This is a genomic window from Ectorhizobium quercum, assembly GCF_026552795.1.
GTDB classification, from domain to species: Bacteria; Pseudomonadota; Alphaproteobacteria; order Rhizobiales; family Rhizobiaceae; genus Ectorhizobium; species Ectorhizobium quercum.
Map to the genome: position 1 here is coordinate 199,673 of NZ_JANFPI010000002.1, position 17,473 is coordinate 217,145.

Below are 17,473 nucleotides of genomic sequence, written 5' to 3' on the forward strand. Positions count from 1 at the left end.
CGAAAGCCTTAGCCGACCTTGATGACGGTGTCGGACGTGAACTCGAACACCGGAATGAGCATGTTTTCCGGCGCCGGGCCTTGGCGGATTCGGCCCGACGTGTCGTAGGCCGAACCGTGGCAGGGACAGAACCAACCGTTGTATTCGCCGGACTGGCCGAGCGGAATGCAGCCAAGATGGGTGCAGACCCCCACCATCACCAGCCAGTTTTCCTTGCCTTCGCCAGCCGAGCGCGCAACATCCGTCGCCTCGGCGGAAGCGTCGATATTGGCGTTGCGCGCCAGCGGGTCCTTCAGTTCGGAAACCGGCACGTTCCGCGACGCCTCGATTTCTTCCGGCGTGCGGTTGCGGATGAAAACCGGCTTGCCGCGCCACTTCACCGTCATCGACATGCCCGGCTCGAGACTCGACACGTCGACTTCAACCGAAGCGAGTGCCAGCGTCGACGCATCCGGACGCATCTGGTTGATAAACGGCCAGGCGACCCCGACCGCACCGACCGCGCCCAGCGCGCCGGTGGTCAGATAAAGAAAATCGCGGCGGGTCGTCTCGACCGCGGTTCCGCTTGTACCCTCGTGTTCGCTCACGGTTCCAAATCCCTCTGCGAAAATACCGGATCCGGCCTCGTCCCACCGGGTTTTTTCTCCCCGCCCGGAGGGATCTGGACGCATCCCAATAACCGCGCCTTCTAGGCTCGATGCAATATTATGTCCATAACGAAAGCCCCCACAAGGGCACTATGTCGCGGGCGAAAAGTCTTTTCGTCGCAGGAGGAAGCGCAATTTTGCCGCACCATGTCAAACGTATTTGATAATCGTCATTTATAACGGCGTAACCATCCGCAAGCGGCCCGAATCTTCATCGCGTTGCACAATCGATGCAGTGCATGATAGATATTCTGCCGTCCGTAACTGACCGCAGGAAATAGAGTATGCGTCAATCCATTTCCTGCCTGAGCGGATCCCTCGCAATCCTGCTGCTGGGCCTGATCGCGACGCGCTATGTCTTCGCCATGCCCTATCTGGCGCCGTTCTACAACGCGCAGGTGCATCTGTCGGCACTGGCCACGGGCCTGGCCATCCTCAGCTTTGTTTTCTACCATAAGTGGTATATGGCAATGGTCATTCTCGGCGGCATCGCCATGACCGCGCATCTGCCGGTCCGCAGCCACGCCCTCGGCGACATGGCGACGGCACAGCAGGCCGCCGGCAAGCCGTCACTGCGCGTGCTGAGCTTCAACGTTCTGGCGGAGAACCTCGAAAACGGCCCGGCCATCGCCGATGAAATCCTCGGCTCGAACGCCGATGTCGCCATCGTGCTGGAGGCAAGGCAGCTGGCCTCGCAGTTTGCCCGGATGGCCTCGGCCTATCCCTATCGCCTCGGCTGCGGCCTGGAGACGACCGGCTGCGACCTGGTCGTCCTGTCGCGGCATCCGTTTGTGGAACACACCGTCGGCAATCTCAGCGACCTGCGCAGCGAACGCTACATGCACGCCGTCATCGAAAAGGACGGGGAAAGGATCAATGTCGCCGCCGCCCATCTCAGCAAGCCCTATTTCGACGACTATCACACTGTCGAACTCTGGCGGCTTTGGCGGCGCATGGCCCGCATGGAGGGGCCCATCGTGCTAGCCGGCGACTTCAACGCCGCCAGCATCGCCCCGGACATGATGTGGTTCCTGCGCAGCGCCGGCCTGCGCAAGGCCCCTTACGAGCCGGCGACGTGGCCGACGCCGCTCGGTCCGCTGGGCATCGCCATAGACCACATCTATGCCCGCGCGCCGATGCGCCTGACGGCGCTCGACCGCATTGCCGACAACCACGGCTCCAACCATTTCGGCCTGATCGCCGATCTCGTCATCGAGCCAGGTTCTCTTCCGCGGCAATAAAGCCGCCGGACTGGCGTGCCCACAATTCAGCGTAAAGCCCGCCGCGCGCGGTCAGTTCAGCATGCGTGCCCTGTTCGACGATGCGGCCCGCATCCATCACCACCAGCCTGTCGAGCGCGGCGATCGTCGAAAGCCGGTGGGCGATGGCCAGCACGGTCTTGCCGCTCATCAGCCGGTCGAGATTGGACTGGATCACCGCCTCGATCTCCGAGTCGAGTGCGGATGTCGCCTCGTCCAGAACGAGGATGGGCGCATCCTTCAGCATGACGCGGGCAATGGCAATGCGCTGGCGCTGGCCGCCGGACAGCTTCACGCCGCGTTCCCCCACCTGCGCGTCCAGCCCCTTGCGTCCGCGATGATCCTCCAGCGATGCCACGAACCGGTCGGCTTCCGCCCGTTTCAATGCGGCCGCCAGTTCCGCCTCGCTCGCGCCGGGACGCCCGATCATGATGTTGTCGCGGATGGAACGGTGCAGCAGCGACGTATCCTGCGTGACCATGCCGATGGCGGAACGCAGCGATTGCTGCGTCACGGCCGCGATATCCTGCCCGTCGATCAGGATACGGCCGCCGCTGACATCGTAGAAGCGCAGGAGAAGGTTGACGAGCGTCGATTTTCCCGCCCCCGACCGCCCGACGATACCGACCTTTTCGCCGGGACGGATCGTCAGGTCGAACCCCTGGATCACCGGCCGGGCGGCCCCGTAACCGAAGGTCATGTTTTCGAAACGGATTTCCGGCCCGGTCACGACCAGCGGCACCGCGTCCGGCCTGTCGGTCAGGTCGATCGGGGCCGAGATCATTTCCGCCGCGTTCTGGATCGTGCCGATATTGCGCATCAGCCCGTTGATCTGCCCCATCGTGCGGCCGAGCAGCATGTTGAAGCGGAGCATGAGACCGAGCGAAAAGGCGATGCCGCCGGTCGTCACCTGCCCCTTCAGCCACAGGTCGATGCTCAGCACGGCCAGCAGCGAGATCATCATGCCGGCCAGCAGGTTCATCGAGGAGCGCGCCCCGACGATCAGCCGGGAAAAGGCCAGCGCCGCGTTGCGGTTGCGCTCGAAGCCATCCAGCACATAGGCGTCGCTTTCCCGCTCGCTCGAAAACAGCTTCAGCGTCTGGATATTGGCGAAGGAATCGGTGATGCGGCCGTTCAGCATCGAGGCCGTATCGGCGAACTCGCGGGCGCGGACACGGATGCGCGGCACGAAATAGCGGGCGATGAAGGCGAAGCCGACCACCCACATCAGGATGGGAACGGCAAGCCGCCAGTCAAGCCCGGCCATCAGCGCGACGGTGGAGACGAGGTAGATCGCCACGAACCAGATGTTCTGGATCAGCGTCGAGACCAGATCGTAGACCGCCTGCGTGCCCTGCGCGATGCGCGAGACGATGCGGCCGGACAGATCGTTCTGGAAGAAGGAGAGCGATTGCCGCGACACATGGCGATAGGCCTGCCAGCGGGTGAGGAAGGAAAAGCCGGGCGCCATCACCTGCTCGTCCGTCAGCGCATTGGCCAGCATGATGAGAAAACGCCAGACGAGCACGACGGACAGCATGAAGGCCAGTTCCCAGCCGTGGTCGGCCAGAAGCCCGCTCCAGCCGTTTTCCCGCGCCGTCACGTCGAGAATGTCGACGAGACGGCCGGTGAAGTAGAAAAGACCGGCCTCGATCAGCGCCGTTAGCCCGCCGAGCACGATGAGCGTGGCGATGACGCTCTTGGCCTGGCGCACGTAGAACCACACGAAACGCCAGACGGTATCGGGCGGGCGGACATCCCCCTTCTCGGCGAAGGGAGAGATCCAGTTCTCGAAGGGACGGAGAATGGCTTTGATGATCATGACACAGCTATAAGCCGAACGAACGGCCTGACAAAGGCCGCGCCCCGCACTCCCTCATATTTCCGTCATGCGGGAAGGCGGATTACTCCGCCGCCTTCCCGCCCTGCTCGGCCTGGTCGGCGAGGAAACCGCCCGACTGGCGGCTCCAGAGGTCGGCATAGAGCTCGCCCTTCGCCACCAGCGCCTCATGGGCGCCCTCTTCCACGATGCGGCCCCGGTCGAGAACCACCAGCCGGTCCATCTCGGTCAGCGTCGAGAGCCGGTGGGCGATGGCGATCACCGTCTTGCCCTCCATCAGCGCGAACAGGTTCTCCTGGATCGCCGCCTCCACCTCGGAATCGAGCGCCGAAGTCGCCTCGTCCAGAACGAGGATCGGCGCGTTCTTCAGGAAGACGCGGGCGATCGCGATGCGCTGCCGCTGGCCGCCCGAGAGCTTGACGCCGCGCTCGCCGACATGGGCGTCGAGACCGGTGCGGCCCTTCAGGTCGGAGAGCCCCTCGACGAAGTCCCACGCATTGGCGCGCTTCGCCGCCTCGATGATCTCGGCATCCGACGCGCCCGGATGGCCGTAGGCGATGTTCTCGCGGATCGAGCGGTGCAGGAGCGAGGTGTCCTGCGTGACGACCCCGATGCCGGCCCTCAGCGAATCCTGCGTCACGCCGGCGATGTCTTCGCCGCCGATGGTGATACGGCCCTTCTCCAGGTCGTAGAAGCGCAGGAGAAGGTTCATCAGCGTCGTCTTGCCCGCGCCCGAGCGCCCGACGAGGCCGACCTTCTCGCCCTTGCGGATCGTCAGGTTCATGTCGTCGATGACGCCCTTCGCCTTGCCGTAATGGAAGGTGACGTGCTCGAAGCAGATATCGCCCGCCGCCGTGGCCAGCGGTTTCGCGTCCGGCCTGTCGGTGATCTCGTGCGGCTTCACCATCATGTTCATGCCGTCATAGACCGTGCCGATGTTCTCGAACAACGCGGTGGATTCCCACATGATCCACTGGGACATGCCGTTGACGCGCATGACGAGCGCGATGGCAGCGGCCAGCGCACCGGCCGTTACGTCGCCGTTCAGCCAGAAATAGATGCCGCCGCCGGCGGTCAGGCCCATCAGCAGGGCGTTGTTGACGTCGACGGCCATGTTGAGCCCGGTGATGCGGCGCATCTGGCGATGCACCGTGCCGAGGAAATCGTCCATGCTTTCGCGCGCATAGGTCTCCTCCCGGCCCGCATGCGAGAACAGCTTGATCGTCGCGATATTGGTGTAGGAATCGACGATGCGGCCCGTCATCGCCGAGCGCGCATCCGCCTGCTCGCTGGAGAGCCTGCGCAGGCGCGGGACGAAATAGGTCAGGATGCCGATATAGCAGACGAGCCACAACACCAGCGGCGCCACCAGCCGCAGGTCCGCCGAGGCCACGACGAACAGCATGGAGACGACGAACGAGATCGCATAGATGAAGACGTCGACGATCTTCAGCACGCTTTCGCGCACCGCCAGAGACGTCTGCATCACCTTCGTCGAAACGCGCCCGGCGAACTCATTGGCGAAGAAGTTCATCGAATGGCGGATCAGATAGCGGTGCATCTGCCAGCGGCCGATCATCGCATAATTGCCGGCGAGCGTCTGGTGCAGGATCAAATCATGCAGCGCACCCATCAGCGGCAGCGCGACGAGTGCCACGCAGCCCATCACCACCAGCTTGCCGCCCTCGTCTTGCAGGAAGGTGGCGCGGTCGGCCGAGGACAGCCAGTCGATGATGTTGCCGAGGAAGCTGTAGAGCATGGCTTCCGCCACGGCGATGCCGAGCGACAGCAGGCCGAGCGCGAACAGCCAGAATGCCGCCGGCTTGGTATAGTGCCAGCAGAACGCCACCAGCCCCTGGGGCGGTGTGGTCGGCGTGCCGGAGGGATAGGGATCGAGGCGCTGTTCGAACCAGCGGAACATGACGGAACTCCAGAATGAATGTCCGGCCGGCGCGCAGGGCTCGCTGGGGAGCCGGCTGGCGATCTGGCCGCTGAAAGGCAATAAGGCCGGAGATTAACGGCCCGATGAAGGAAACGATCCGGAAACCGGAAAGATCAGGCGGAAAAAGCCGGCCCAAGGAGGCGGATGCTGTGTGGTGCAATCATGGTATGCCTCCTTTCTTCAACGGGTTAAGAGAGCGCGATGTTAGCGATTCGCGGCCGGTTTGGGAACCCTCCCCCGTCTTTCCTCTCTGCCTGTTGCCTTGCCGCCACAGGCTTGAGCTTATGCCCCGGCTTGCCTAAACCTGCGCCATGAGCCAGCTTCGCATCGCCCTTTACCAGCCCGACATCCCCGGCAATGCCGGCACGATCCTGCGCCTCGGCGCCTGCCTCGGCATCGGCGTCGACATCATCGAGCCCGCCGGCTTCGTGCTGTCCGATGCCAATCTGCGCCGCGCCGGCATGGACTACATCGCCAAGGCGGCGCTGACCCGGCATGTGAGCTGGAAGACCTTCGAGGAATGGCGCGCGCCGACGGCGCGCCGCATCGTGCTGGCGTCGACCAAAGCCGCCCTGCCCTACACGGATTTCGCGTTCCGCGCGGACGACATCCTGCTGTTCGGACGTGAAAGCGCCGGCGTTCCCGACGACGTTCACGAAAAGGCCGATGCCCGCATCCTCATCCCGATGCAGCCCGGCCAGCGCTCGCTGAATGTCGCCGTTTCCGCAGCGATGATCGCGGGGGAAGCGCTTCGGCAAACGGGGTTCTGACCGTCGCAGTCCGATCCCCTCTCTGGCCTGCCGGCCATCTCCCCCACAAGGGGGGAGAAGACTCGCGGCAGGCTCATCGCTTCATCATCGAGGGAAACCCGTACTTCTTCCTTTCTCCCCCCTTGTGGGGGGATGGCGGCAGCCAGAGCGGGAAGCGACCCTCACGACACCCCTGAAGGTATCCTCACCCCTCGCTCGTGATCTTCGAGGCGAGGATCTTGTCGACGCGCCAGCCGTCCATGTCGACGATCTCGAAGCGCCAGGCATCCGTCTCCACCACCTGCCCCACCTTCGGCAGGTCGCCGAGCAGGTCGATGACGAGGCCGGCGGCGGTCTGGTAGGAGCGCTTCTTCGGGATGGACACGCCGAGCTGGTCGGCCATCTCGTCGATCGGCATTTCACCGGAAACGAGCCATGAACCGTCCTCCCGCTGAACGAGATATTGCTCGTCCTCCTCATCGAGATCGGCGCGGAAGACGCCGGCAATGGCCTCGAGCACGTCGGCGGGCGTGATGACGCCTTCGAAATGGCCGTATTCGTCGTGGACGAGCAGGATCGGAACCTGGGCTCCGCGCAGGATTTCCAGAACGCGGGTCGCGTCCATCGTGTCCGGCACAATCGGCGCGTCCTTCAGCCAGGCGCGAATGTCGATCTCGCCGGTCCGCAGCACCTCGCCCAGCACATCGCGGGTCTGGATGACGCCGATCATGGTTTCCTGTCCGCCCTGGGAGACCGGCAGGCGCGAATGCCGTGCCTCCATGAGCGTCTCGCGGATCTCCTCGTCCGTGTCCGAAAGATCGATCCACTTCACGTCCTTGCGCGTGGTCATCAGCCCGCGCGCCGAACGGTCGGCGAAGCGCATGACGCCGGAAATCATCTCGCGTTCGCCGCCCTCGATGACGCCGGAGGCTTCGGCTTCCGCGACCAGCGTGCGGATTTCCTCCTCGCTGACCATGTTTTCGCTTTCCGTCCGGCCGAGCAGCCTGAAGATGAGCTGCGTCGAGGCGTTCAGCAGCCAGACCGCCGGGGCACCGGCCCGCGACAGAAGAAGCATGCCCGGCGCGACGACGCAGGCGATCCGCTCCGGATTGGAAAGCGCCAGATGCTTGGGCACCAGTTCGCCGATCACGACCGACAGATAGGTGATGATCGAGATGACGATGCCGAACCCCAGCGGCCCGGCAACGGTGGAGGGAACGCCGTTTTCCAGCAGGATCGTGCTCAGCCGCTCGCCGAGCGCCGCACCGGAAAAGGCGCCGGCGAGGATGCCGACGAGCGTGATGCCGATCTGGACGGTGGAAAGGAAACGGCCGGGGTCTTCCGCAAGCTGGAGCGCGGTTGCCGCTCCTCTGTAGCCCGTGGCCGTCATCGCCTTGAGGCGTGATTTTCGGGCAGAAACGATGGAAAGCTCGGACAGCGCGAAGAGGCCGTTGAGCAGAATGAGAAAAACAGCAATGAAAAGTTCTAGCAAGACCTGTGACGCCCCGCTTCTTTTCGGTTCGGGCGCGCCTTCTGTTGACGATGGCGTAAGGTAGAGTGCGTTTGCCTGCCGATCAAGCGGCTCATGGCGATTTGCTGTGTGCCGGCGGGTCCGCTCAGTCGGCGCTCGGCAGGCGGCGCATCGTGAATTCGATCCGGTCGCCCTCGAGCTGGCGCCAGCTTTCCACTTCCGTCCAGTAGGCGGCTTTCGGAAAGGCGTCGAACCACTCCCGCGCCTTCTGCCGGGCTTCCTCGCGCGACATGCAGAAGGTTTCACGCACGAAGGTGCCTTCGCCGGCGCTTCTGTCGCGGCGATGTTCGCGAATTCGGCGCTTGAGCGCCTCCATCTTCGGCGGTTGCATCGGTTTTGCCATTTCCCGCATCCTTCCACGCAATACAATAATGGGCAATCGGGCACTTGACCAGATCGGAGAGAATCGGCCGCAGCCGCCGATCTGGTCCCGGCTTCCGCTTGCTGATAAGCATGGTGAAATTAAGGACGCCGAATCGTGGCCGTCGCGACCCGAAACGGAGGAAGAGCATGGAGCGCCCCCACTTGCCGGCAGGCCTGCCGGACGACATCGAAGACCGCAAGGAGCAGGCCCGCCAATGGTTCGAAGGCCTTCGCGATGCGATCTGCGCGTCCTTCGAGGCGCTCGAGGACGGCCTGACCGGCCCCCTGTCCGACCAGGAGCCGGGGCGTTTCGAGGCCACGGACTGGCTGCGCGAGGAAGGCCGCGGCGGCGGCCGCATGTCCATGATGGCGGGCCGCGTCTTCGAGAAGGTCGGCGTCCACACCTCCACCGTCTATGGCGAGTTCGCGGAGGATTTCCGCCACCAGATTCCGGGCGCCTCGGAAGATCCGCGCTTCTGGGCCTCGGGCATCTCGCTGATCGCCCATCCGGTGAACCCGAACGTGCCCGCCGTGCATATGAACACGCGCATGGTCGTCACGACGAGCCACTGGTTCGGCGGCGGCGCCGACCTGACGCCCGTTCTCGACCGCCGGCGCACGCAGGACGACCCCGACACCCAGCTCTTCCACCGGGCGATGGAAATCGTCTGCCGCCGCCATGAACCGGTTGCCGATTACGAAACCTACCGGAAATGGTGCGACGACTATTTCTTCCTCAAGCACCGCAACGAGCCGCGCGGCATCGGCGGCATCTTCTTCGACTGGCTGCACCCGGACGAGGAAAAGGGCGGCTTCGATGCGGCCTTCGCCTTCGTGCGCGATGTCGGCCGCGCCTTCAACCTTCTCTATCCCAAGCTGGTGAGCACCAATTTCAACAAGGATTGGACGGAAGAGGACCGGGACGAACAGCTTGTGCGGCGCGGCCGCTATGTCGAGTTCAACCTTCTCTACGACCGCGGAACGATCTTCGGCCTCAAGACCGGCGGCAATGTGGAGTCCATCCTGTCCTCCATGCCGCCGGTGGTGCGCTGGCCCTGAAAACGGGGTGGAAAATCCCCTCACGGTCTTGTGACGATTTAAATCGTTTGAATAAGACGAAGACGGGTAATTAATTGCGTTTTCGGTCAGCCCTGCGCTGTTTTGTCCGTTTGCGTTCGGAGATAGTCGTGTTAGCCTTTCTTCGGTACTTTCACCGGAGGAGGAAATCATGGTTACGCAGACCAGCATGCCCGCTTCGCCTGAAAACAGCCCGACCTCGCATCCCCTCAATACCCCGGAGTCCATCGAACGCCTTGCGACCGAGTGGCGCCGGCACGGCGATATCGATCTGCCGCATTCCTATTACGTCGAGCAGGTGAAACTCAGCCTCGCCGGCAAGAAGAAGAAGGCGGCTTCGGAAGAAGCATCCAAACGCCGGCAGGCTCCGTATGAATCGTCCGATTGCTTCCGCGCCTGGGCGCTGGGCGACTGAACCATGACACGGCCGCCGGGCCGGGATCATTGAAAAGCCCCTGTCGAAAGTCAGCGGCTCGGCCCGTTGCACCCCCTCTTCTTCATCACCCTCGGGCTTGACCCGAGGGTCCACGCCGCAAGCGCCGCGGTGGATGGTCGGGTCAGGCCCGACCATGACGAAAAAGAGCGATATGCCCTCGTCCGCAGTCACAGGCCCCCGTCGAAAGCCGGGGGCTTTCTCGATGGCCGCGCTCAGCCCGGCTCGGCGGCGTGTTTTTCCAGGCGTTCCAGCAGCTTCTCGCGGCTCAGCGAAAAGTTCATCTCGACCCACTGGCTTTCCAGCCGCTCCAGCACCTGACCGACCCGCGGGCCGGCGGGAACGCCCGCCTTCAGCACGTCCGCACCCGTCAGCGGAAAACGCGGGCGCTCGAAACGCTCGGCAAGCTTCAGAAGCGACGAAAGCCGGGCGGCGCGCAGCATCGCCGCATCCTTCGCCCTCGCCTCGGCCCGGGCGGAGGCCAGCGCCAGCCTGAGCCGCACCGCGATCCCCGGCGCGCCGTGCCGGTAGAGAAGCCGCGCGAAGACCGCATCCGTCACCTCCTCCGGAATGGCCGGCGCAAGCGCCCATTGCCGGAAGAAACCCGCTTCGGCCTTCGACAGGCGCAACCGCTCCGCCATCGCCGCAAGCCGCTCCGCATCCGGCGGTACGATCGCCGCGAGCCGAAGCAGCGGATCGGGCGTCCAGCCGAGGGACTGCTCGCAATCGACCAGCGCGGGAATGGCGTCGATGCCCCATTTCTCGCTTTCGGGAAGAATGTCGGTGAGAACGCCGATCTGCCGCATCCACAGGAGCGCCCTGCCCGGGTCCGGCGCCGCCAGCAGCTTCTTCAGTTCGCTCCACACCCGCTCGGCGGACAGCGTCTTCAGCCCCGGTCGCCCGCGCGCGCAGGCACGCATGCCGTCGGGATCGGGCCGCCCGCCGCCATACCAGGCGAAGAAGCGGAAAAAGCGCAGGATGCGCAGATAGTCCTCGGCGATGCGTTCGTCGGCGTTGCCGATGAACCGCACGGTCTTCGTGCGGATATCGTCAAGCCCGCCGACCAGATCGATGACATGGCCTTCGGCATCGGCATAGAGTCCGTTAATCGTCAGGTCGCGGCGGTTGGCGTCCTCCTGCCAGTCGGTGCCGAACACCACGACAGCCCTGCGCCCGTCCGTCTCGGCGTCGTGGCGAAGGGTCGTCACCTCGAAGGGGCGCCCGTTAACGACCAGCGTCACCGTGCCATGTTCGATTCCCGTGGGCACGGCCCGGATGCCGGCGGCCCCGGCGCGGGCGATCACCTCCTGCGGCACGAGTGTCGTGGCGATATCCGCGTCGTTGATCGGATGCCCCATCAGCGCGTTGCGCACCGCCCCGCCCGCAACCCGGGCCTCGCCGCCGTCGCTGTTCAGCAATCCCAGCACCCTTTGCAGGGCGGCATCTTGAAACCAGTCCTGACCGGCGACATTCGTCATGCGTAAAGCCTTTCGTAGAGGGTGCGGACGATGCTCGCCGTGATGCCCCAGATGTTCCGCCCTTCATAGGGAATGCTGTAGTAGAACCGGTCGGCGCCCGCAAACGGCCGCGTTCCCCGTTCGTGATTTTTCGGGTCCATCAGGAAGGACAGCGGCACCTCGAACACCTCGTCCACCTCGTCCGGATTGAGCCTCAGCCGGAAACCGGGCCGCACGACCGACAGCACCGGCGTGATGCGGAAACCCGTAAAGGAAAGATAATGCGGCAGGCGGGAAACCGTTTCCACATGATCGCCGGCAAGGCCGATCTCTTCCTCCGCCTCGCGCAATGCAGCCTGCTCCGGCGACCTGTCGTCCGGATCGATTCCGCCGCCCGGAAAGGCGATCTGGCCGGAATGCTTGCGCAGCTTCGAGGTGCGCTGCGTGAAGATCACCCGCGCATCCTCGCCGTGATCCACCACCGGCACGAGAACGGCGGCATCCTTGAGCGCCAGGCCGAGCACAAAGTCGTGAGCGCCGGGATTGATGAGATGGTCCCCGTGCTCGCGCCAGGCCGTATCGGCCGGACCGCCGTTCTGGCGGAGCGCCCGGCGGCGAAACTCGGCAGCGGAATAGAGCGCGGCGGCAGTCATGCGGACAGCCGTTCCAGTTCGGCAAGCGGCATGACCGGGAAGACGGCGCCCGATGAGCGAAGGCAGAACGTCTCGACGTCCCCGGCATCCAGCGCTTCGCCGAGCGCGACGAGATCCTGCGTCAGGGCGCGGGTCAGCAGCGCCTCCAGCCGCCCGCGCACGAGCAGATAGGGCTTCAGCCCGCCGTCCGGCGCCGTCTCGAAACGCAGCGGATGCTCGGCATCTGCGGTGACGACATCGCCCAGATTGGTACGGAACGTCAGCCGCTGCGTCTCTCCTTCCCCCTCCGCCGTCATCTCGACGGCGAGGAAGGGAGCGTCCGCGACGCGGATGCCCACCTTTTCCACAGGCGTCACGAGATAGGTTTTTCCATCCTCGTCCTTGCGCAGCACCGTGGAGAACAGACGCACCAGCGGCATGCGGCCGATCGGCGTTCCGAGATAGAACCATTGCCCGTCGGCCCTGATTTCCATGTCGAGGTCGCCGCAAAAGGGCGGATTCCAGCGCTCGACCGGCGGCAATCCCTTCTTGCCGTCGCCCGAAATCTCCCGCGCCCGGGCAATCAGCGCCGAAAGCCCGTCCGCGCCACGATCTGCCTGCTTTTCGTCTCCTGCCATTTTTGCGTCCCGGTTCGCCTTTATTGCTGCTATGACTGTCGCTCTCACGAGATAGTCATTCCGGATGCGCTTGTCAGCGCCCCGTGAGGGGATAAAGTTCTTGAGGCAGGCTTTGAACAGGAGAACGGCATGGGCATGATGGCAGGTGCAGGCGCACTGGACGAAAAGGCCATGATCGAGGCCGCTGAAAAGGCGCTCGCCGATATCGCCACCATCCGGCAGGAGGTTTCGAAAGCGATCTTCGGCCAGGAATCGGTGGTCGAAAGCACGCTTCTCGCGGTTCTGTCCGGCGGCCATGCGCTGCTGGTCGGGGTGCCCGGCCTCGCCAAGACCCGTCTCGTGACGACGCTCGGCACGGTGCTCGGCCTCGACGCCAACCGCATCCAGTTCACACCGGACCTGATGCCCTCCGACATTCTCGGCACCGAGGTCATGGACCAGGACGAAAACGGCCGCCGTTCCTTCCGCTTCGTGAAGGGCCCGGTCTTCGCCCAGCTCCTGATGGCCGACGAAATCAACCGCGCCAGCCCCCGTACCCAGTCGGCCCTGCTGCAATCGATGCAGGAATACCACATCACCATCGCCGGCCAGCGTTACGATCTGCCCGGTCCCTTCCACGTTCTCGCCACGCAGAACCCGCTGGAGCAGGAAGGCACCTACCCGCTGCCGGAAGCGCAGCTCGACCGCTTCCTTCTCCAGATCGACGTCGGCTATCCCGACCTTGCCGCCGAACGGCGCATTCTTCTCGAAACGACCGGCAGTTCGGAAACCCAGCCGCTGGCGGTCATCGATGCCGTCCGCCTGCTGGAAATCCAGCGCCTCATCCGCCAGATGCCGGTGCCGGACGGTGTCGTCGACGCCATTCTCTCGCTGGTCCGCTCGGCCCGCCCGGGCGAAGGCAGCGAACTCACCGACAGGCACGTCGCCTGGGGCCCGGGTCCGCGCGCCGGGCAATCGCTGATGCTGACGGCCCGCGCCCGCGCCCTTTACCACGGCCGCCTCGCGCCCTCCGTGGACGACGTGCTGGCGCTCGCCGAACCGGTGCTTCAGCACCGCATGGCGCTGACCTTCGCCGCCCGTGCCGAAGGCATTTCCATACGTGACGTGATCGCGGGCCTCGTGAAAGAGGCACGCGGATAAAATCCCCTCGCGGGGCCAATGAACCGGGAAGGAAGGACGCCTTTTGGCTTCTATCGGTGAAAGCGTCGAATCGACACCGGCAGGCGATGTCGTCTCACGGGCCCGGCAGCGGGCCATGCTGGTTCCCGACTGCATGGTCGAGGCGCACCGGATCGCCAACACGGTGATCGCCGGCTGGCACGGCCGCCGCCGCCGCGGCATCGGCGAGAATTTCTGGCAGTTCCGCCCCTATGCGGAAGGCGAGTCCATCGCCCGCATCGACTGGCGCCGCTCGGCCCGCGACGATCATCTCTATGTCCGCGACCGGGAATGGGAAGCCGCCCACACCGTATGGCTGTGGGCCGATCTGTCCCCGTCGATGCTCTACAAGTCGCGCTTCGGCACGGTCTCCAAGGAAAGCCGCGCGCTGGTCCTGATGCTGGCGCTGGCCGAAATCCTCGCCCGCTCCGGCGAACGGATCGGCTGCCCGGGCATCATGGAGCCCGTCGCCGCCCGCAACGCCGCCGAACGGCTCGCCACCGCGTTGCTCCATGCGCCAGAAACCGCCGGCATGCCGGAAACGGGCATGATCCGCGGCGCCAGCGACATCATTCTGATCGGCGATTTCCTCGACGATCCCGACGCCCTGATGGCCCGCATCGGCCCGCTGGCCCGGCGCGGCCTGCGCGGCCACGTCATCGAGGTCCACGATCCGGCCGAGGAAGACTTCCCCTATAACGGCCGCACCGAGTTCTCCGACCCCGAAACCGGCGCGAAGCTCACCTTCGGGCGGGCAGAGACCATCCGCGAAGATTACCGCCGCGCCTGGTTCGCGCGCCGGGAAGCGCTGGGCAACGGCCTGCGCCATCTCGGCTGGACCTTCGTCCCCCACTCCACCGGCGCGCTCGCCTCCCAGGCGCTGGTGGCCGTTCATTCCTATCTCTCCGGCCAGCCGGCCACGCCGGCCAGAAAGGAGAAGCGATGAGTGCCCTGTCTTTCGCCACCCCCGCCGTTCTGGCAGCCCTTCTGGCCCTGCCGCTGATCTGGTGGCTGCTGCGGCTGACACCGCCGCGCCCGCAGCAGGAGGTCTTCCCGCCGCTGAAAATTCTGGAACGTATCCTCAAGCGGGAGGAAACGCCGGCAAAGAGCCCCTGGTGGCTGACGGCGCTGCGCATGGCGCTCGCCGCCGCCGTCATCCTGGCGCTCGCCGGGCCGGTGCTGAACCGGGATACGACTGCGCTTTCGAGCGCCGGGCCGCTGACGCTGGTGATCGACAACGGCTGGGCCGCGGCGCCCGACTGGGAACAACGCACCGAGACGGCGGCAACGCTGATCGACGCCGCCGAGCGCGCCGACCTGCCGGTCTCCATCACCTTCACCGCCGAAACCGCCCACGACGCCACGCCGGAAAGCGCCCTCGCCGCCCGCGAGAAACTGGCCGCCGCGCGGCCGCGGCCGTTGGAACCCGACCGCGCCCGCGCCATCGAATCCATATCCGCCGCGCTGGCCGGTGCCCGTCCCGGTACATTGGTCTTCCTTGCCGACGGCATCGAGAACGACGCGGACGAACCCGTCGTCCAGCGCCTGTCCGCTCTTGAGCCCGGCGAGCTGCGCATCGTCGAGGGCGACAATGCCCGCACCGTGGCGCTGACGGCCGTCAACAACGGCGCGACCACCATGACGGCCCGTGCCGTGCGCCTCGATGCCGCCGCCCCGCTGGCCGCCACCGTCTCCGCGCTCGACGCCCAGGGCCGCGCCATCGCCTCCGGACCGCTGAACTTCGGCCCCGGCCAGAGCGAAACGACGGCCGAAATCGCCGTGCCCTTCGAATTGCGCAACGATTTCGCCCGCCTTCAGATCGACGGCATCCAGACGGCCGGCGCCGTCCGCCTGCTGGACGACGGCTTCAAGCGCCGCCGCGTCGCGCTCATTTCCGGCGAAAGCGGCAGCGATTTCCAGCCGCTTCTCCAGCCGCTCTATTATATCGAACGGGCGCTCGGCCCCTATGCCGATCTGGTGAAGCCGGACAACCCCGATCTCGCCGCCGCCATCCCGGCCTTGCTGGAACAGAACCCCTCCGCCATCGTCATGGCCGATGTCGGCCGCCTGCCGGCCGGCGTCTACGAGCCGATGCAGCGCTGGCTCGCCAACGGCGGCACGCTGATCCGCTTCGCCGGGCCGCGCCTCGCCGCCGCCCCCGCCGACGATCCGCTGGTGCCGGTGCTGCTGCGGCAGGGCGAACGCGCCTTCGGCGGCGCACTCTCCTGGAGCGAGCCGCAGCCGCTGGCTCCCTTCCCCGCAGCTGGCCCGTTCGCCGGCCTCCCGAACCCGGACGACGTGACCGTCACCCGTCAGGTTCTGGCCGAACCGGTGCCCGATCTCGCCCAGAAGACGCTCGCCAGCCTTGCCGACGGCACACCGCTCGTCACCATGAAGGACGAAGGCTCCGGCCATGTAATCCTCTTCCATGTCAGCGCTGAGGCGACCTGGTCGAACCTACCGCTGTCCGGTCATTTCGTGGAAATGCTGCGCCGGCTCGTCCAGCTTTCGCGCTCGGGCGGCGTATCGGCGGAATCGCAGGCCGCAGCCGCCGCGACGCTGCCGCCGTGGCGCCTCCTGACCGCCAGCGGCAGCCTGACGGCCGAAACCGGCAATGCCCGCCCGCTGACACTTGCGCCCTCCGCCGCGCCGCTGGCGAGCTTCGACACACCGCCCGGCCTCTACGGATCCGAGGATGGCTTCACCGCGCTGAACCTTCTGGCCGCCGACGCCAGCCTGGCGCCCATCGACCCGTCCGCCGGCCAGATGACGGCCACACGGCTTGCACTGGCGGGCGACACCGCCCGTCCGCTCGCTCCCTGGCTCTATCTCGCGGCCTTCCTGATGCTTCTTGCCGACAGTCTCATCATGCTCTTCATGAACGGCGCATTCCGCCGCCTTCCCAAGGCCCGCACCGCCGCCGCGATGATCGCGGCGCTGGCGTTCCTCGCACCGCTTACCCCGGACCGAGCCCGCGCCGACGACAGCCGTCCGGGCGACGAGGTGATCCTCGACCATCTGCAAACGACCCGGCTCGCCTACGTCATCACCGGCGAAGCCGATGTCGACCGCATTTCCGAGCAGGGCCTCGCGGGGCTGACCGACTTCCTCCTGTGGCGCACGGCGCTCGAACCCGGCAAGCCGGTCGGCCTCGACATCACCAGGGACGAGCTGTCCTTCTATCCGCTCATCTACTGGCCGGTCTCGGCCAGCGCGCAGATGCCCTCGCCCGAGGCGATCTCCCGCATCGACGCCTATATGCGCGCCGGCGGCACCGTGCTTTTCGACACGCGCGACCAGATCGGCGGCATCGACGGCGGCCAGACCAGCCCCAATACGGAACGGTTGCAGGCGATCCTCGGCAATATCGACATTCCGCCGCTGGAGCCCGTGCCGGAGGACCATGTTCTGGCGCGCTCGTTCTATCTGCTGCACGACTTTCCCGGCCGCTACACGGGCAGCCCGCTCTGGGTGGAGGCACGGCCCGATGGCCGCAACGGCGGCTCGACCTCGCTCTCCTCGTCGGGCGACGGCGTTTCGCCGATCCTGATCACCGGCAACGACTTCGCCGGAGCCTGGGCCGTCGACAATGCCGGAAACCCCGTCCTGCCGACCGTGCCGGCCGACGAGGTCCAGCGCGAACATGCCTTCCGCACCGGCGTGAACATCATGATGTATATGCTGACCGGCAACTACAAGGCCGATCAGGTTCACATCCCGGCACTGCTCGAACGGTTGGGGCAGTAG

At 65.6% G+C, this 17,473-nt stretch carries 15 protein-coding genes; 7 read left to right on the forward strand and 8 right to left on the reverse strand.

From position 1 onward, the window contains the following. Nucleotides 1-8: 8 nt before the first annotated feature. A complete protein-coding gene (gene petA / locus NOF55_RS05670; RefSeq protein WP_306410373.1) occupies nucleotides 9-587 on the reverse strand; it encodes a ubiquinol-cytochrome c reductase iron-sulfur subunit in 579 nt (192 codons plus the stop codon). A gap of 344 nt (nucleotides 588-931) precedes the next feature. Here petA and NOF55_RS05675 point away from each other — a divergent pair, with 344 nt between their 5' ends. Then, a complete protein-coding gene (locus tag NOF55_RS05675) occupies nucleotides 932-1,888 on the forward strand; it encodes an endonuclease/exonuclease/phosphatase family protein (RefSeq protein ID WP_306410374.1) in 957 nt (318 codons plus the stop codon). Here NOF55_RS05675 and NOF55_RS05680 read toward each other — a convergent pair. Beyond that, nucleotides 1,857-3,728: an ABC transporter ATP-binding protein gene (locus NOF55_RS05680; RefSeq protein ID WP_306410375.1), complete on the reverse strand. Its 1,872-nt coding sequence runs from the start codon at nucleotides 3,726-3,728 to the stop codon at nucleotides 1,857-1,859. The genes NOF55_RS05675 and NOF55_RS05680 overlap by 32 nt on opposite strands. Nucleotides 3,729-3,810: 82 nt before the next feature. Next, complete coding sequence (locus NOF55_RS05685; protein ID WP_306410376.1) at nucleotides 3,811-5,667, reverse strand: ABC transporter ATP-binding protein; 1,857 nt, start codon at nucleotides 5,665-5,667, stop codon at nucleotides 3,811-3,813. 332 nt (nucleotides 5,668-5,999) lie between these two features. Between NOF55_RS05685 and NOF55_RS05690 the strand changes: the two genes are divergently transcribed. Next, nucleotides 6,000-6,458, forward strand: coding sequence for a tRNA (cytidine(34)-2'-O)-methyltransferase (locus NOF55_RS05690; protein ID WP_306410377.1), 459 nt, complete (start codon nucleotides 6,000-6,002; stop codon nucleotides 6,456-6,458). A gap of 184 nt (nucleotides 6,459-6,642) precedes the next feature. Here the strand turns inward: NOF55_RS05690 and NOF55_RS05695 are convergent, their stop codons facing one another. Together NOF55_RS05695 and NOF55_RS05700 are read right to left on the reverse strand one after the other, a co-directional pair. Then, a complete protein-coding gene (locus NOF55_RS05695; RefSeq protein WP_306410378.1) occupies nucleotides 6,643-7,929 on the reverse strand; it encodes a hemolysin family protein in 1,287 nt (428 codons plus the stop codon). Nucleotides 7,930-8,053: 124 nt separating this feature from the next. Next, nucleotides 8,054-8,311 (reverse strand): hypothetical protein, encoded by a 258-nt coding sequence (locus NOF55_RS05700; protein ID WP_306410379.1) that lies wholly within the window; start codon nucleotides 8,309-8,311, stop codon nucleotides 8,054-8,056. Between the two features lie 167 nt (nucleotides 8,312-8,478). Between NOF55_RS05700 and hemF the strand changes: the two genes are divergently transcribed. Continuing rightward, a complete protein-coding gene (hemF, locus tag NOF55_RS05705; RefSeq protein ID WP_306410380.1) occupies nucleotides 8,479-9,390 on the forward strand; it encodes an oxygen-dependent coproporphyrinogen oxidase in 912 nt (303 codons plus the stop codon). 169 nt (nucleotides 9,391-9,559) lie between these two features. Further along, nucleotides 9,560-9,823 (forward strand): hypothetical protein, encoded by a 264-nt coding sequence (locus NOF55_RS05710; RefSeq protein WP_306410381.1) that lies wholly within the window; start codon nucleotides 9,560-9,562, stop codon nucleotides 9,821-9,823. Nucleotides 9,824-10,056: 233 nt separating this feature from the next. Here NOF55_RS05710 and NOF55_RS05715 read toward each other — a convergent pair whose 3' ends face one another. From NOF55_RS05715 to NOF55_RS05725, 3 genes are read right to left on the reverse strand one after another with little or no spacing between them, the layout of a single operon-like run. Next, complete coding sequence (locus NOF55_RS05715) at nucleotides 10,057-11,319, reverse strand: CCA tRNA nucleotidyltransferase (protein ID WP_306410382.1); 1,263 nt, start codon at nucleotides 11,317-11,319, stop codon at nucleotides 10,057-10,059. Beyond that, nucleotides 11,316-11,951, reverse strand: coding sequence for a CoA pyrophosphatase (locus NOF55_RS05720; RefSeq protein WP_306410383.1), 636 nt, complete (start codon nucleotides 11,949-11,951; stop codon nucleotides 11,316-11,318). Before NOF55_RS05720 ends, NOF55_RS05715 begins: the two co-directional genes overlap by 4 nt. Then, nucleotides 11,948-12,568, reverse strand: coding sequence for a DUF1285 domain-containing protein (locus NOF55_RS05725; RefSeq protein WP_306410384.1), 621 nt, complete (start codon nucleotides 12,566-12,568; stop codon nucleotides 11,948-11,950). Before NOF55_RS05725 ends, NOF55_RS05720 begins: the two co-directional genes overlap by 4 nt. Nucleotides 12,569-12,697: 129 nt before the next feature. Between NOF55_RS05725 and NOF55_RS05730 the strand changes: the two genes are divergently transcribed. From NOF55_RS05730 to NOF55_RS05740, 3 genes are read left to right on the forward strand one after another with little or no spacing between them, the layout of a single operon-like run. Continuing rightward, nucleotides 12,698-13,708 (forward strand): AAA family ATPase, encoded by a 1,011-nt coding sequence (locus tag NOF55_RS05730; RefSeq protein ID WP_306410385.1) that lies wholly within the window; start codon nucleotides 12,698-12,700, stop codon nucleotides 13,706-13,708. 43 nt (nucleotides 13,709-13,751) lie between these two features. After that, the gene (locus NOF55_RS05735; RefSeq protein ID WP_306410386.1) at nucleotides 13,752-14,672 is read left to right on the forward strand and encodes a DUF58 domain-containing protein; all 921 of its coding nucleotides are present in this window, start codon (nucleotides 13,752-13,754) and stop codon (nucleotides 14,670-14,672) included. Continuing rightward, nucleotides 14,669-17,473: a DUF4159 domain-containing protein gene (locus NOF55_RS05740; protein ID WP_306410387.1), complete on the forward strand. Its 2,805-nt coding sequence runs from the start codon at nucleotides 14,669-14,671 to the stop codon at nucleotides 17,471-17,473. Before NOF55_RS05735 ends, NOF55_RS05740 begins: the two co-directional genes overlap by 4 nt.

Excerpts from the sequence above, each read along its gene's own strand:
- NOF55_RS05675 (WP_306410374.1), top strand. The coding sequence starts at position 932 with ATGCGTCAATCCATTTCCTGCCTGAGCGGATCCCTCGCAATCCTGCTG.
- NOF55_RS05680 (WP_306410375.1), bottom strand. The coding sequence starts at position 3,728 with ATGATCATCAAAGCCATTCTCCGTCCCTTCGAGAACTGGATCTCTCCC.
- NOF55_RS05685 (WP_306410376.1), bottom strand. The coding sequence starts at position 5,667 with ATGTTCCGCTGGTTCGAACAGCGCCTCGATCCCTATCCCTCCGGCACG.
- NOF55_RS05690 (WP_306410377.1), top strand. The coding sequence starts at position 6,000 with ATGAGCCAGCTTCGCATCGCCCTTTACCAGCCCGACATCCCCGGCAAT.
- NOF55_RS05700 (WP_306410379.1), bottom strand. The coding sequence starts at position 8,311 with ATGGCAAAACCGATGCAACCGCCGAAGATGGAGGCGCTCAAGCGCCGA.
- hemF (WP_306410380.1), top strand. The coding sequence starts at position 8,479 with ATGGAGCGCCCCCACTTGCCGGCAGGCCTGCCGGACGACATCGAAGAC.
- NOF55_RS05710 (WP_306410381.1), top strand. The coding sequence starts at position 9,560 with ATGGTTACGCAGACCAGCATGCCCGCTTCGCCTGAAAACAGCCCGACC.
- NOF55_RS05715 (WP_306410382.1), bottom strand. The coding sequence starts at position 11,319 with ATGACGAATGTCGCCGGTCAGGACTGGTTTCAAGATGCCGCCCTGCAA.
- NOF55_RS05720 (WP_306410383.1), bottom strand. The coding sequence starts at position 11,951 with ATGACTGCCGCCGCGCTCTATTCCGCTGCCGAGTTTCGCCGCCGGGCG.
- NOF55_RS05725 (WP_306410384.1), bottom strand. The coding sequence starts at position 12,568 with ATGGCAGGAGACGAAAAGCAGGCAGATCGTGGCGCGGACGGGCTTTCG.
- NOF55_RS05730 (WP_306410385.1), top strand. The coding sequence starts at position 12,698 with ATGGGCATGATGGCAGGTGCAGGCGCACTGGACGAAAAGGCCATGATC.
- NOF55_RS05740 (WP_306410387.1), top strand. The coding sequence starts at position 14,669 with ATGAGTGCCCTGTCTTTCGCCACCCCCGCCGTTCTGGCAGCCCTTCTG.